Annotated in this window: 13 protein-coding genes; 2 read left to right on the forward strand and 11 right to left on the reverse strand. The window is 43.0% G+C overall.

Going from position 1 to position 14,589, the window contains the following annotated elements:
* Nucleotides 1-132: 132 nt before the first annotated feature.
* Nucleotides 133-2,172: a glucose-specific PTS transporter subunit IIBC gene (gene ptsG / locus ACQKKO_RS21285; protein WP_498650707.1), complete on the reverse strand. Its 2,040-nt coding sequence runs from the start codon at nucleotides 2,170-2,172 to the stop codon at nucleotides 133-135.
* A 161-nt stretch (nucleotides 2,173-2,333) separates the two neighbouring features.
* Complete coding sequence (glcT, locus tag ACQKKO_RS21290; protein ID WP_498650684.1) at nucleotides 2,334-3,164, reverse strand: glucose PTS transporter transcription antiterminator GlcT; 831 nt, start codon at nucleotides 3,162-3,164, stop codon at nucleotides 2,334-2,336.
* 148 nt (nucleotides 3,165-3,312) lie between these two features.
* Here glcT and ACQKKO_RS21295 point away from each other — a divergent pair, with 148 nt between their 5' ends.
* Complete coding sequence (locus tag ACQKKO_RS21295) at nucleotides 3,313-4,629, forward strand: FAD-dependent oxidoreductase (RefSeq protein ID WP_498650686.1); 1,317 nt, start codon at nucleotides 3,313-3,315, stop codon at nucleotides 4,627-4,629.
* Nucleotides 4,630-4,905: 276 nt separating this feature from the next.
* Here ACQKKO_RS21295 and ACQKKO_RS21300 read toward each other — a convergent pair whose 3' ends face one another.
* The 8 genes from ACQKKO_RS21300 to ACQKKO_RS21335 all read right to left on the reverse strand — a co-directional run bounded on the left by ACQKKO_RS21300 (nucleotide 4,906) and on the right by ACQKKO_RS21335 (nucleotide 12,299).
* Nucleotides 4,906-5,532, reverse strand: a complete 627-nt coding sequence (locus ACQKKO_RS21300; RefSeq protein ID WP_498650689.1) for a thymidine kinase — start codon at nucleotides 5,530-5,532, stop codon at nucleotides 4,906-4,908.
* A gap of 132 nt (nucleotides 5,533-5,664) precedes the next feature.
* Nucleotides 5,665-5,907, reverse strand: a complete 243-nt coding sequence (locus ACQKKO_RS21305; protein ID WP_343131636.1) for a type B 50S ribosomal protein L31 — start codon at nucleotides 5,905-5,907, stop codon at nucleotides 5,665-5,667.
* A 101-nt stretch (nucleotides 5,908-6,008) separates the two neighbouring features.
* A complete protein-coding gene (gene rho, locus ACQKKO_RS21310) occupies nucleotides 6,009-7,295 on the reverse strand; it encodes a transcription termination factor Rho (protein WP_498650693.1) in 1,287 nt (428 codons plus the stop codon).
* A 355-nt stretch (nucleotides 7,296-7,650) separates the two neighbouring features.
* Complete coding sequence (gene glpX / locus ACQKKO_RS21315; RefSeq protein ID WP_498650694.1) at nucleotides 7,651-8,616, reverse strand: class II fructose-bisphosphatase; 966 nt, start codon at nucleotides 8,614-8,616, stop codon at nucleotides 7,651-7,653.
* 34 nt (nucleotides 8,617-8,650) lie between these two features.
* A complete protein-coding gene (gene murA / locus ACQKKO_RS21320) occupies nucleotides 8,651-9,934 on the reverse strand; it encodes a UDP-N-acetylglucosamine 1-carboxyvinyltransferase (protein ID WP_479824541.1) in 1,284 nt (427 codons plus the stop codon).
* A gap of 145 nt (nucleotides 9,935-10,079) precedes the next feature.
* Nucleotides 10,080-10,724 (reverse strand): fructose-6-phosphate aldolase, encoded by a 645-nt coding sequence (gene fsa, locus ACQKKO_RS21325; RefSeq protein ID WP_498650697.1) that lies wholly within the window; start codon nucleotides 10,722-10,724, stop codon nucleotides 10,080-10,082.
* A 94-nt stretch (nucleotides 10,725-10,818) separates the two neighbouring features.
* The gene (gene fba / locus ACQKKO_RS21330) at nucleotides 10,819-11,682 is read right to left on the reverse strand and encodes a class II fructose-1,6-bisphosphate aldolase (RefSeq protein ID WP_498650700.1); all 864 of its coding nucleotides are present in this window, start codon (nucleotides 11,680-11,682) and stop codon (nucleotides 10,819-10,821) included.
* Between the two features lie 263 nt (nucleotides 11,683-11,945).
* Complete coding sequence (locus ACQKKO_RS21335; protein ID WP_498650702.1) at nucleotides 11,946-12,299, reverse strand: response regulator; 354 nt, start codon at nucleotides 12,297-12,299, stop codon at nucleotides 11,946-11,948.
* 184 nt (nucleotides 12,300-12,483) lie between these two features.
* On the opposite strand from ACQKKO_RS21335, the gene ACQKKO_RS21340 reads away from it, so the two are divergent.
* Nucleotides 12,484-13,008, forward strand: a complete 525-nt coding sequence (locus ACQKKO_RS21340) for a DUF2529 family protein (protein WP_498650704.1) — start codon at nucleotides 12,484-12,486, stop codon at nucleotides 13,006-13,008.
* 517 nt (nucleotides 13,009-13,525) lie between these two features.
* On the opposite strand, the gene ACQKKO_RS21345 is transcribed toward ACQKKO_RS21340, so the two are convergent.
* Nucleotides 13,526-14,476: a nuclease-related domain-containing protein gene (locus ACQKKO_RS21345; protein ID WP_498650706.1), complete on the reverse strand. Its 951-nt coding sequence runs from the start codon at nucleotides 14,474-14,476 to the stop codon at nucleotides 13,526-13,528.
* Nucleotides 14,477-14,589 lie beyond the last annotated feature (113 nt).

Here is a 14,589-nt window from a genome sequence, read left to right on the forward strand (position 1 = left end):
ATGGACACCCTTGCCGTCAGCTAACAGTTCCTACTGCCAAGCCTGTAGTGGACTTTCACCACCAAGTTATCACCCATGCTGGGCGCACACACAAAAAAAGCCAGAGCATCCGCTCTGGCTTCTTCTCAATCTCTATTCTGCTTTTTTAATCGCTAATACGTTCTCGGTACCTGCTTTGACTTCTCCAGACTTGAGGAGCTGGATGAATTCATCTTCGGCTAGGTTGGTGAACACGATTGGTGTGATGATGGATGCGGCTTTTTCAGAGATGATGTCTGTATCAAAGCGCAGTAGTTCTTGGCCTTGAGTGACTTTATCTCCTTGTTCGACTAGTGCTTCGAAGCCTTCTCCTTTTAGGTGGACGGTATCAATTCCAACGTGGATCAGGATTTCTTTGCCTGATTCGTCTACGAGTCCAAGGGCGTGCTTGGTTGGGAAGAAGTTCACGACGGTTCCTGTAATTGGTGAGCGTACGATTCCTTCTGTTGGTTTGATGGCGAATCCGTCTCCCATCATTTTCCCGGCAAATACGTTGTCCGGTACATCTGTGATTGGTAGGATTTCTCCGGTGATCGGAAGGGTGAATGTGAATTCGCCTTCGGTTGTTGGTCCTGCTTCGACAACGGTTTCGACTTCTTCAATTGGCGTTGGTGTCTTGCCTGAGATAATGTCGTTGATTTGTCCTTTTAGCTGATCGGATTTTGGTCCGAAGATGGCTTGGATGTTTTGGCCTACTTGCATCACACCAGATGCTCCAAGTTTTTTCAGGCGATCTTTTTGAACTGAATCAACATCTTTTACAGATACGCGTAGTCGCGTGATACATGCGTCAAGGTTGGCAATGTTTTCTTTGTTTCCTAGTGCTTTTAGTACTTCGTATGGTAGATCGCCTACTGGTGCTGAAGCTGTTTCGGCACCTTCCCCTTCTTCGTCTTCCTCACGTCCTGGAGTCATTAGGTTGAACTTTAGGATCGCGAAACGGAATAATACGTAGTAGAGTACTGAGAATCCTAGACCTACGATGATGACCCACCACCAGTCCGTACGGTTAGGCAGAACTCCGTAAAGAAGGAAGTCGATCACTCCACCGGAGAAGCTCATGCCGATTTTTACGTCTAATAGATACATGAGTAAGAATGATAGACCGGCAATCAATGTGTGAATCACAAAAAGAATAGGTGCTACAAACAAGAATGAGAACTCAAGTGGTTCTGTGATTCCCGTTAAGAATGCTGTAAGTGCTGCTGATCCCATTAGACCGGCAACGACTTTTTTGTGTTTAGGTTTTGCACAGTGATAGATCGCAAGTGCTGCTGCTGGTAGACCAAACATCATGAATGGGAATTTACCAACCATAAATGTTCCTGCTGTTGGTTCAACGCCGTCACGGATCTGAGCGAAGAACATCGCTTGGTCTCCTTTGACCATTTCCCCTGCTGCGTTCACATAGGTTCCAAACTCAAACCAGAATGGTGAGTAGAAAATGTGGTGCAATCCGAATGGAATTAGCGCACGCTCAATCACACCGAAAATGTAGACGCTAAGCGCTGGGCTTGCTTCTGTCATGAAGTATGAGAATGAGTTAAGTCCTGTTTGAATGAAAGGCCAGATAAAGTGAAGAATGACCCCCATGAAAATCGCGAAAAATGCTGTTGCAATTGGTACAAATCGTTTACCAGCAAAGAATCCTAGGTATTGCGGCAAGCTGATATTATAGTATTTATTAAAAGTGAAGGATGCAAGTAACCCGGCGATTACCCCACCGAACACACCTGTTGATAAGGTTGGGATTCCGAGTACGCTCGCATACGCAGGGTCAGCGCCAACCATTTCTGGCGTGATGCCTCCCATGGTCCCCATTGTTACGTTAATAATTAAAAATCCAATAATAGCGGCAAGTCCTGCTACCCCGTCTCCGTTAGAGAGTCCGATGGCTACCCCAACCGCAAAGAGTAATGGCAGGTTCGCAAAGACGATATCTCCTGTTTCAAGCATTAAGGTTGAAATCATTGAGAAGACATCATTTCCTAAAAACGGTAATGCACTTATAATATCAGGGTTCTGCATCGCATCCCCAAAAGCAAGTAAGATACCAGCTGCTGGTAGTAACGCAACCGGAAGCATTAGTGCACGACCCATACGTTGTAACACGCCAAAGGCTTGTTTAAACATCATGTATTCCTCCTAGTTAAATTGTAAAATCCACATAAAAAAGGCATGAGGGAAAGAACGCTCGTGGTCAAAAAAGGATAGACTCCTCCTGTGGACCATTCGAACGTTTTCTTTCTCTCATGCCTGCATCACCAGTCACACGTTTAAGAAAACGATAAGTATTAATTTTGAGTTAGACGTTGCAAGTGAAGCGTCAAATACACTGCTTCTCCCTCAGGAATTTGTTTCTTGAGAGATTGTTGCATGACTTTTATGAGATTCCATGACAGATTATAGCACACTGGGTATTCTTTTTGCAATACTTCTTTAAGCGCTTCCATTGGATCAAGATACTTTTCTTCTTCAATTCGTTCAATCGCAAAATGCAGATGACGGACAAGCCGTAGGTAATTGATTTCCGTTCGATCGACTTTAATCTGAAGGCGTTGCTCAATAATATCCACAAGCTGGGCAATTAATCGTGTATGTGCGTTCACATCTTGAAGGCTACGATTTGTGATTCCACTGTGGATATGAAGTGCAATAAATCCAATCTCACTATCCGGCAGGAGCACATCCAGTTTTTCATATACAAACTCACGAATGTCTGTAGCCACTTTAAATTCCTTTGGGTAGGCAAGCTCCGTTTCTTTTAGAAATGGATTCACAATCGCTTGTCCTTGTTTAATCCGTTTGATTGCATAGAACAAGTGATCAGTTAGTGCAACGTGTATATGTTCAAAAAGCTGCGTGGCGAGCTTTTCTTCAATTAATTCAATAACATCGTTCATCAATGCTAAAAAGCCTTCATCTATATAGTGCATTAATTGCTGGTACTGTTTTTGTTCGGATTCTTCCCTTAATACAAAGAACTTCTCCGCTTGTTCTCTGCCGACTTCATCTCCAGAAGATTTTCCAAAGCCTAAGCCTTTTCCGATGAGGACAACTTCATCATAGTCAGGGTGACTCGCAACCAACACATTATTATTTAATACTTTCTTGACAATGAGCATGACGCAAAAGCCCCCTCTAATCCTAAAAAGACTGTTCTCATCATACGAAACGAGACACCGTTCGTCAATCCTGATGTTTCCTTTGTTTGATCAACCTGACGTTAGGGAATCCTTTGAGATAGATTATAATGAAGTTGGAGGTGATCGGATGAAGTATGTGATTATTGGCGGGGACGCTGCCGGCATGAGTGCAGCGATGCAGATTGTACGCAATGATGAGGATGCAGAGGTTACTGTATTAGAGAGTGGAACGTATTATTCGTATGCACAATGTGGCTTGCCGTATCTACTTAGTGGAGTTGTAGAAGATGCGGATCAGCTAGTGGCACGTGATGTTGAGACATTCCGCGAAAAGCACGGGATTGATGCGCGCGTGAATCACAGAGTGACAGGTGTTGATCCGAAGCAAAAAACGGTAAGTGGCGATGGATTTGAGGTTCCTTACGACAAGCTATTGATCGCAACAGGCGCTAGACCCATCGTTCCAGATTGGAATGGAATTGATCTTGGACGTATCCATACGTTAAAAACGATTCCGGATGCACTTGCGATCATGAATGATCTTGGGGATGATGTGAATCACGTGACGATAGTCGGAGGCGGTTATATCGGCCTTGAGGTTGCTGAAAATATGGCGTTGCTCGGTAAAAAGGTAACGATCATTAATCGGTCTGAGCGGTTAGGCGCTGATTTTGAAAAGAGTATGTCCTCTCTTATTCAAGATGAGGCCACTAAGCATGGAGTAGAGCTTATATTAGGAGCAACCGTCACAGGATTCACCGGGGATACGAATGGAATTGTCCAGACCGTACAAACGATGGAGCAAACGATTCAAACAGATCTTGTCATTGTAGCTGTTGGCGTCACGCCGAACACAGATTTTCTGGATGGAACAGGCATCCACCTCTCACCAAAGGGAGCGATTAAAGTAAATGCTTACCTGGAATCAAGTGTGCCGTGCATTTATGCGGCTGGAGATTGCGCCACTCAATATCACAGATTAAAGCAGATCGATGACTTTCTTCCACTAGGCACACACGCCAATAAACAAGGTCGGTTAGCTGGCCTGAACATGATTGGTCACGCGCGTGCATTTCAAGGGGTTGTTGGTACAGCGATCATGCAATTTTTTGATTTAACTTTAGCACGAACAGGGCTTTCATCAAGGGAAGCGCAGGAGCTTAAGTTTCCGTGTGCCATATCTGAAACAGAAACCTCCACAAGTGCCGCTTATCATCCGAATGCGGAACGAATAGATAGTTTACTCGTCTATCACCGTGATACGGAACAGGTACTCGGTGGCCAATTTATCGGTAAAACCGGTGTCGACAAACGAGTTGATGTGCTGGCGACCGCACTCTATTACTCGGTAACAATGGAACAAATTGAGAACCTGGATCTTTCCTACGCCCCGCCGTATAACAGCGTCTGGGACCCGCTTCAACAAACGGCACGGAGACGGTGAAAGAGAAAAAAAATTTAGTCTAAACTAAAAATGAAATAAGAAAATGGCGAATGATTAGATGGTCTAATCATTCGCCATTTGTGTTTTCGAGAAAACGAGCGTAAGGAGAACCCGAGACTCCTGTGGATAAGTACGTGGTGAAGACACTGTAGCGGCGCCCTTTCCGCGGAAGGGGCTGAGGCCGTACCCACGGAAAGCGAGGGATTCTCATGCAGCGAATATTGTGCTATGTTCGTGTTTCCCATCCAAATTAAAGTTAAGTCTCGACCTTTTTTCTTATGGATGAGAAGGAGCCGATTCCTCGTCTTTATTAAAAAATTGAGCCGGCTCGTCTGGTACTTGATGACAGTGTCGACATCTTGGCTCATACGATTCGGAAGCACCGACTAAGATGATTGGATCGTTATAAGAGGCTGGTTCCCCGTTAATCAATCGCTGAGTCCGACTTGCTGACGCCGCACAGTTTGCGCAAACCGCTTGTAGTTTCGTCACTTGTTCAGCCAAAGCCATCAGCTGCATGGTCGGTCCAAATGGTTCACCACGAAAATCGAGATCAAGACCTGCGCAAATCACACCAATCCCACGATCAGCTAGTTCACTTGCTGTATCAATAATGGCTGTATCAAAAAATTGAACCTCATCAATGGCGACAACCACCGTATCTTCATCTACAGCTTGAAGCAAGTCCTTCGCCGTTGCGACAGGCTCTGCCCAGACTTTATTGCCGTTATGTGAAACCACTTCTTCAACACTATATCGATTATCAAGTAATGGTTTAAAGACTTGCGCTTTTAGTTTGCCGAATCCGACACGACGCACGCGACGAATCAGCTCTTCTGATTTGCCCGAAAACATGCCTCCGCAAATCACTTCGATTCGACCTTCCTGATTATGACTGTTCATTTGAACCCACCTTACTATGTTCTTTCCCCATACGATATCGCACTTTACGTACGATGTATAGGGTTCGCCTAAAGTTATAAGCTATGTATAGACAGAAAAAAAGCAGGCAAGTATGTCTGCCTGCTATATTTCTTATAGGTTGTATTTCTTTTTGAAACGGTCAACACGTCCGCCAACATCGTTAAGCTTCTGCTTACCAGTGTAGAACGGGTGTGAATCAGAGCTGATCTCAACTTTAAGAAGTGGGTATGTGTTACCATCTTCCCATTCTGTTGTTTCAGCAGATCCTTTAGTAGAACCACTCAAAAATTTGAATCCTGTACTTGTGTCTAAAAAGACAACCTTTTGGTAATTAGGATGGATATCCTGTTTCATAATCTTTCATCTCCTTTTGCCCTGAATCTCTTCGAAACAGAGTTAGTTCGCACACGCAAGAATTATATCAATTTCGACAGACAAATGCAATATCGTTTTTCTTATGATTTTGAGCTAACCGGGCGTTTGCGCACACCCTTCATGTCTTGATCAAGAGATTCAAAAAACTCATCGTTAGTTTTTGTCGTCTTCACACGTTTAATGAACTGATCCACGTACTCTGCAGAATCATTCATTGTTTTACGGATTGTCCACAGTTTATCTAGCTGCGACTTATCAATAAGTAACTCTTCTTTACGAGTTCCAGAGCGACGAATATCAATGGATGGGAAGATTCGACGCTCAGAAAGCTTACGATCAAGATGAAGCTCCATGTTACCTGTTCCTTTAAATTCCTCATAGATGACATCATCCATACGAGAGCCCGTTTCAATAAGAGCCGTTGCTAAAATGGTTAAGCTGCCGCCCTCTTCAATATTACGCGCTGCTCCAAAGAATCGCTTTGGACGGTGGAATGCCGCCGGATCAATCCCCCCTGAAAGGGTACGTCCACTTGGTGGAATATGCAGGTTATACGCACGTGCAAGACGTGTAATACTATCCATTAAGATCACAACATCTTTTTTGTGCTCAACAAGACGCATAGCACGCTCAAGTACAAGTTCTGCCACTTTAATATGATTTTCAGGCACCTCATCAAAGGTCGAGCTAATCACTTCGCCTTTTACAGAACGCTCAATGTCTGTTACTTCCTCTGGACGCTCATCAATTAATAGAACCATTAGCTCCACATCCGGGTGGTTATCCGCAATACTATTGGCTACTTCCTTCATCAAGGATGTTTTCCCTGCCTTTGGAGGAGCAACAATTAATCCACGTTGACCGAAACCAATTGGAGAAATGATATCAATAATACGAGAAGAAACTCGGCCCGGTTTAGACTCAAGCTCAATTTTCACCTCAGGATACAACGGTGTTAAAGCTGGGAAATACGGACGGTCCTTGGACGTTTCTGGTGCTTTCCCGTTCACTGCCTCTACATGAAGTAAGCCATGGAATCGTTCATTCTCTTTAGGTGGACGAACTTTCCCAGATACCTTATCCCCTTTACGCAAATCAAAGCGACGGATTTGCGAAGCAGAAATGTAAATATCCTCTACACTCGGCTTATAAGCAATCGGTCGAAGGAATCCAAACCCTTCGTTTGGGACAATATCTAACACACCCTCCATAAACATAAGGCCGTCCTTTTCAGCCTGGCCCTTTAGAATGGAAAAGATTAATTCTCTTTTTGTAAGTTTACTATAATAGGAAACTTTGTACTCCTTCGCAAGTTCATAGAGTTCCTTTAATTTTAATTTTTCAAGTTCACCAATGTGGACACTCATTCTTACACCACGTTTCTAATAATTTTCGTTCATTCTTTGAAAGCGCTTTTTTGAATGTATTTCTTAAAAGCTCATCACAAAATAGACTATAAAACTACTTACTGAAAGAAAGTTTGTACGTAAAGTTGGAAATGTATTTAACGTTTTAGTCAATTTGGGAGTTTGTGTACGTCATCCATTAATCTAAATAGGAGAATTCGTGGAGAAATCTATTCGCGGTTCATGTATGATAGCGAGTATATTCTCTTATATTACCCTAAAACATACTAAATATTCAATACCCCACAAAAAAATAGAAGAGAGCAAACAAAAAGAACCAACAGAGAGACTCTGCTGGTTCTAGTATTACACTCGCTTAACGAATAACAAGGTCTGGCTTTTTCTTCATACTATGCGTTCCTTCAACAAAGCGGATGGTACCGGATTTTGCTCGCATAACAATGGACTGGGTGTCGGCATTTTTCCCTTTATAACGGACCCCTTTTAGGAGTTCGCCATCGGTAACGCCGGTTGCAGCAAAAATACAATCATCTCCACCTACTAGATCATCCATCATAAAGACTTTATCGATGTCTGTGATCCCCATCTTATGGCACCGTTCGATTTCTGCATCATTTTGCGGAAGCAAACGTCCTTGTAATTCTCCACCTAGACATTTTAATCCTGCTGCTGCGATGACACCCTCAGGCGCACCACCTGATCCAAGCATGATATCCACACCTGTATCACCAAAAGCAGTGTTAATCGCCGCCGCTACATCCCCATCAGAAAGAAGTTTGATTCTGGCGCCTGCCTCACGAATTTCTTGGATCATTTTTGCATGGCGCTCACGATTCAAAATCGTAACCACAAGATCTTCAATGTCCTTGTTCTTCGCTTTTGCTACAGCTCGAAGATTGTCAATAACAGGTGCATCGATGTCAACAAGTCCAACAGATTCTGGTCCTACCGCAATCTTTTCCATATACATATCCGGAGCGTTCAAAAGCTGCCCATTATCAGCGACCGCAAGTACAGCAAGTGCATTCCACTGACCATACGCAACAATATTTGTACCCTCTAACGGATCAACGGCAACATCTACACGTGGACCATAGCCGTTCCCAAGCTTTTCTCCTATGTAAAGCATTGGGGCTTCATCCATTTCCCCTTCACCGATCACAACCGTACCCTTCATCGGAATGGTATCAAAGACATCACGCATCGCTTCTGTTGCCGCGCGATCCGCCTCTTCCTTATTCCCTCTTCCCATCCAACGTCCAGACGCTAAGGCTGCAGCCTCCGTCACACGTACTAGTTCCATTGACAAACTTCTTTCCATAACCAGACTCCTCCCCGTATACGTACATCATCTATTAGCTTTTTACTTGCTCGCGTTCTTCTTCTGACATTTGTTCGCGCCAGATTCGTGCACCTAATCCTACAAGTTTTTCTTCTAGATTCTCATATCCGCGGTCTACATGTTCTAGACCTGAAAGTTCTGTTACACCGTTGGCCATTAATCCTGCGATTAATAACGCAGCCCCGGCTCGAAGATCGCTTGCTCTCACTTTTGCACCCTGAAGTTCGGTTGCACCATTAATAATGGCTGACCTGCCTTCTACCTTTACATCTGCTCCCATCCGACGAATTTCATCGATATGTTTAAAGCGAGCATTATAAATGGTGTCGGTTACAATACTGGTTCCTTTTGCTTGTGTGAGCAAGGTTGTGAAAGGTTGTTGCAAATCAGTCGGGAATCCTGGATAGACAAGTGTCTTAATATCCACTCCCGTTTTCTCTTTTTGATTTTCAATTAATACCTGGTCATCTCGTTCTTCAACGGTGACACCCATTTCTCGTAGTTTCGCAATCAACGACTCTACGTGATACGGAATAATATTATCAACAACCACTTTTTGACCAATTGCAGCTGCAAGAATCATATAGGTCCCTGCCTCAATTCGGTCAGGAATAATGGTATGACGACATCCATGCAACGATTCAACGCCATCTATACGAATGACATTAGTCCCAGCACCCTTAATTTTTGCTCCCATGTTTGTAAGCAGAGTCGCAACATCAATGATTTCTGGTTCTTTGGCTGCATTTTCGATCACCGTCTGTCCTTTAGCTAGAACAGCGGCTAACATGATATTAATGGTTGCTCCAACGCTGACAACATCAAGGTAAATACGAGCACCTTTGAGTTCATCCGCACGCAAATAAATGGCACCTTGTTCATTGGTTACTTTGGCGCCAAGTGCTTCAAACCCTTTTATATGCTGATCTATTGGTCGAGGTCCTAAGTTACAGCCACCCGGAAGTCCAATAACCGCTTTCTTGAATTTACCAAGCATAGCTCCCATTAAATAATAGGACGCACGTAATTGTTTCACTCGTCCATTTGGGAGTGGCATCGAAAACATCTCTTCAGGATGAATCGTCATCTCATGATCACTTAACTCAACAGAACCACCAATTTCTTTTAAAAGCTCTGAGAGCAACTCTACATCTGAAATATTTGGTAAGTTGTCAATGGTCACAGGGCTATCTGCTAAAATAGCTGCAGGAATTAGTGCCACTGCACTATTTTTTGCTCCACCTATTTGTACGGTTCCTTCTAAAGGGTACCCGCCTTCAATCATTAATTTATCCATGATCGCTTCCCTTCTTTCCTCGTTCCGTCCTTCTAACCAGTATAGCCAGTTTCATCCTAATTATAAAAGCTGACCATGACATAAACTGGGCAGAAGGACGGACCAAATTCGCTTAAGAGCTAAATGGTCCGCCATCTGTCATGAATTAGTTATTACGATTATCCCAGTCAGCAAGGAACTTCTCAATCCCTTGATCAGTCAGTGGGTGTTTAGTCAATTGTTTGATTACATTCAGCGGAATCGTTGCAATATGAGCACCTCTAATTGCTGCTTCTGTTACGTGAACCGGATGGCGAACAGATGCTGCAATAATTTCTGTAGGTAGCTCGTGTGTCTCAAAAATTGCTGCAATTTGATCAATCAGGTCAAGTCCATCATGTCCAATATCATCAAGTCTACCAAGGAACGGAGATACATAGGTTGCTCCTGCACGTGCTGCAAGCAAAGCTTGTACCGCAGAGAAGACAAGCGTTACGTTTGTTTTGATTCCTAGCTCAGAAAATGCGTGAACGGCTTTAAGACCATCTGGTGTCATTGGAACCTTAACTGTAATGTTTGGAGCAATCGCAGCAAGCTCTTTCCCTTCACTAATCATTGTTTCAGCGTCAAGTGCAATAACTTCAGCGCTTACAGATTCAGAAACAAGATCTGTGATTTCACGTAATCGATCGTGGAAATCAACGCCTTCTTTTGCCACAAGTGATGGATTTGTAGTAACTCCTGAAAGAATGCCTAACTCTTTTGCTTCACGAATCTCGTCAATATTTGCTGTATCAATGAAGAATTTCATTAAGAACACATCGCTTTCTAAAGTAGATTGTCATGATTAGTTGAAAAATCGACAAAAGCAGTTCCAAAAGAACTGCTTTTATCATTGTGCATGATTATGCCTTGTTTGAAGAACCAAATTCTTTCATTTTGCCAGCAACTGTTGCTTTGATAGCATCTCTAGCAGGTCCAAGATATTTACGTGGATCATACTCATCCGGCTTAGCAGCAAGTGTTTCACGAACTGCTTTCGCTGAAGAAATTTGGCTTTCTGTATTTACATTGATTTTGGCATGACCAAACTCAATCGCTTTTTTAATATCGTTTGTTGGAATTCCAGTACCACCGTGAAGAACAAGTGGAATACCTACAAGACCATCAATTGTTTTCATGTGATCAAAACCAAGGTTTGGTTCACCTTTGTAAGGACCATGAACAGAACCTAGTGCAGGAGCAAAGCAATCAACGCCTGTTGCTTCTACAAGCTCTTTACATTCTTCAGGAATCGCGTAAGCTGCTTCAGCATCATCAACGATTAGATCGTCTTCTTGTCCGCCAATACGGCCAAGCTCAGCTTCTACAGAAACTCCTACAGCGTGTGCCATTTGAACAACACGTTTAGTAAGCTCAATGTTTTCTTCTAGTGGATGATGAGATCCATCAATCATAACAGAAGTGAATCCAGCACGGATTGCGCGCGCGCAGCTTTCAAGACTTGAACCGTGGTCAAGGTGAATAGCTACAGGAACTTCTACTTCATACTCTTCCATAAGAGATTCAACCAATTTTACAATTGTTTTGAACCCACCCATGTAACGAGCAGCACCTTCAGATACACCAAGAATAACTGGAGAGTTCTCCTCTTTGGCTGCTTGAAGAATCGCTTGAGTAAACTCAAGGTTGTTTACGTTAAACTGTCCAACAGCATAACCTTCTGATTTTGCTTTGTTCAGCATGTCTGTCATTGAAACTAAAGGCATAATGATGATCCTCCTACTATATATTGCAGATTTTCTTACATCAGAGCGTCAAAATTAACCACTTGCTACTGCATACGCGAAGGTGTAGACCGGAATCCACAGAGCTTGTCCACTATAAAATTATAGTTGAACCAATCACGTGTTGGTTACATTTTGTGTTCTTTTGATCGAATCCATTATAGCATATTATGAGTCAAAAACACGTTTTTTACGCCTTAGTTTCCACGATTTTTAGAAATTCACCGCGTGAAAGCCCTTCAATTTTACAAATGTTCTCGAATGACCTGTCTCACATCATCAATATCAAATGGTTTTGAAAAGTAACTAACCGCTCCAAGCTCAATCGCTTCGTTAATTAAATTCAATTCTCCGTATGCGGTCATCATAATCACTTTTATATCAGGATGCGTCACTTTGATTCTTCGGAGAATCTCCAAGCCATCCATACCAGGAATCTTCATGTCGAGTAAGATGAGATCCGGATGATCATCTTGAACGATACTTAGGGCTTGGACGCCGTTTGCTGCCTGATAAACGGCATAACCATCTTTCTGCAAAATTTCGTTAAGAAGCACACGTATGCCATATTGGTCGTCTACCACCAGTAATTTTTTCAATTTTCAACCTCCTTATGCGCTAGCCGTTGTTTAGAGATAAAGAACTAGTTTCGGTGTTCTCGATAAGGAATCCTGCTTTTGTTTGCATTTTGTTAAAATAAATCGAAATTTGTTTACACAAGCGTAGGCTTGTGAAGTTTGTTACAATAGCAACACAATAAAACTGATTCAAAGGAGAATCCATATGCTTCGTATATTTACCACTCAAGTAACAGGAGCTACAAAAGCTCTTTTACATAAAGAAGAAGACATCGAAGACGCTGCACGACTTTTAAGCCAGGCTCTTACAACTGACGATCATGTATACATTGCCGCATTCGGTGAAATGAAAGCCATCGAAGCAGAAGCCGTTCACGGATACGAAGCTCTGCCAAACGTTCACTCATTTGATGAGTATGGCATTGATTCTGTGACAGAGCGCGACCGCGTAGTGCTTGCCACTCGTTTTTCCCACGACGAAGAAGCCGTGCAGCTTGCCCGCAAACTAGCCAGACGCGGAATTCCTTTTCTCTCTATTACTACCATAACAGAGAACAACGAAGCATCTCTAGTCTCATATAGCGATCTCACACTCGATTTAAATCTGCACCAAGGTCTGGTGCCAGATGAAGACGGCACACGTGTGGGCTATCCCGCTTCCTTACTCGGATTGCATGCTTACTTTTTACTGGCGCTAACCGTGCGGGAAATTTTGTCGGAGGTTGGGTGAGGGTGTTGGTTTAGATCGGGGTAAGGTGTGATATGTCAGCATAGCGGTTGGGGTTCCTGGTTTTTGAGCATCAGACCCTGCTTTTTGCGCATTATAAGCTTTTTTGAGCACCTGACCCGCTTTTTTGCGCATTCCATGCTTTTTTGAGCACCGAACCCGCTTTTCTGCTCATTCTAAGCTTTTTTGAGCATCGGACCCTGCTTTTTGCGCATTCCATGCTTTTTTGCGCACCGGACCCTTTTTTCTGCGCATTCTAAGCTTTTTTGAGCACCGAACCCGCTTTTCTGCTCATTCCATGCTTTTTTACGCACCGAACCCGCTTTTCTGCTCATTCCATGCTTTTTTGCGCACCGGACCCTTTTTTCTGCGCATTCTAAGCTTTTTTGAGCACCGAACCCGCTTTTCTGCGCATTATAAGTTTTTTTGCGCACCGAACCCGCTTTTCTGCTCATTCTAAGCTTTTTTGCGCACCGAACCCGCTTTTCTGCTCATTCCATGCTTTTTTGCGCAAGCATTCTCATTTTTTTTGAGCATCAAATTCCTTTAACATCCGATAGGCTGTGTGGCGCGATTCGATTTTTAAGTATGTTCGCGCATCTTTGTTAGCGAGCTTTTTTTCTAAAAGAGTGGAGAATTGCTCTATTGCATGAAGATGAGCAGTTTTTGAAAAAAGTTTGCAGCGAATGCAATACCAGCTTCCATTCTTTTTGAAGCGAGTCATGTCGGGATGGTTACATGAGGGGCAATCTACTCCTTTACGTAGATCTGAAGGTTTAATTGAGTAGGATTCGAGTGGGTATGTTCGTTCTGGAACATGCGCTTTCTTGAGGCAGTCTACCAACTTTTTTATGTCCGTGGATCTTAGCTTTTTCACAGGAAATTGACTTTGAATTTTTTCAATTTTGCTCGGGAGATATTCTGTTCGTATGATCAATGGATGTTCAGTTTCTATTATGGTTGTGGGGTTAGAAAACGTGATGAGTGACTTTATGGGGATCGAGGGAAATTGGTGATTCAGAAGGAAATGCTGTAACTGAATTTGCTGTCTGTGAATTTGAGTTAATGGATTTGGTAAACTCTCCACTCGGTCATGTAGTTTTCTAATCATTTGTCCTGATGTTTGCTCAAAATGGATACTGCCAGCGATGTTTTTTACTTCTACAATTGATATAAATTGAGGGCAAAGAACTAACGTATCAATTTGAAAAAAGGTTTGATTGATTCCACTGATTCGTAAGTCATGAAAAAGAATAAAATCATCATTTAGAAACTGAAGATGAAAATCCAAAGCTCGTTCTCCCTGTAATCCCAGCTCTCTTTTTGTCAGTTCATGATAAACGTTTTTATAGCTGGTGTGAGTTGGGCTAAGTCTTGCATGAAGAGCACGGAGCTGCTTTAACTTTAACGGCATACTTCTTTCTTTAACTTGTATGATGGCGGACCCCTCCTTGCCAATCATATTCGACATCACACTCCCCCTCCCCTCCAATCGAGTAGGAGGATAATCATTAATTGATTATCCGACCTCTCACACCACCGTACGTACGGTTCCGTATACGGCGGTTCAATATCTTGCGTACG

The organism is Alkalihalobacillus sp. NPDC127517 (genome assembly GCF_050276055.1).
Classification (GTDB): Bacteria; Bacillota; Bacilli; order Bacillales; family Bacillaceae_D; genus Alkalicoccobacillus.

Excerpts from the sequence above, each read along its gene's own strand:
- rho (WP_498650693.1), bottom strand. The coding sequence starts at position 7,295 with ATGAGTGTCCACATTGGTGAACTTGAAAAATTAAAATTAAAGGAACTC.
- ACQKKO_RS21295 (WP_498650686.1), top strand. The coding sequence starts at position 3,313 with ATGAAGTATGTGATTATTGGCGGGGACGCTGCCGGCATGAGTGCAGCG.
- fsa (WP_498650697.1), bottom strand. The coding sequence starts at position 10,724 with ATGAAATTCTTCATTGATACAGCAAATATTGACGAGATTCGTGAAGCA.
- glcT (WP_498650684.1), bottom strand. The coding sequence starts at position 3,164 with ATGCTCATTGTCAAGAAAGTATTAAATAATAATGTGTTGGTTGCGAGT.
- ACQKKO_RS21340 (WP_498650704.1), top strand. The coding sequence starts at position 12,484 with ATGCTTCGTATATTTACCACTCAAGTAACAGGAGCTACAAAAGCTCTT.
- ACQKKO_RS21300 (WP_498650689.1), bottom strand. The coding sequence starts at position 5,532 with ATGAACAGTCATAATCAGGAAGGTCGAATCGAAGTGATTTGCGGAGGC.
- ACQKKO_RS21305 (WP_343131636.1), bottom strand. The coding sequence starts at position 5,907 with ATGAAACAGGATATCCATCCTAATTACCAAAAGGTTGTCTTTTTAGAC.
- ptsG (WP_498650707.1), bottom strand. The coding sequence starts at position 2,172 with ATGTTTAAACAAGCCTTTGGCGTGTTACAACGTATGGGTCGTGCACTA.
- ACQKKO_RS21345 (WP_498650706.1), bottom strand. The coding sequence starts at position 14,476 with ATGTCGAATATGATTGGCAAGGAGGGGTCCGCCATCATACAAGTTAAA.
- murA (WP_479824541.1), bottom strand. The coding sequence starts at position 9,934 with ATGGATAAATTAATGATTGAAGGCGGGTACCCTTTAGAAGGAACCGTA.
- fba (WP_498650700.1), bottom strand. The coding sequence starts at position 11,682 with ATGCCTTTAGTTTCAATGACAGACATGCTGAACAAAGCAAAATCAGAA.
- glpX (WP_498650694.1), bottom strand. The coding sequence starts at position 8,616 with ATGGAAAGAAGTTTGTCAATGGAACTAGTACGTGTGACGGAGGCTGCA.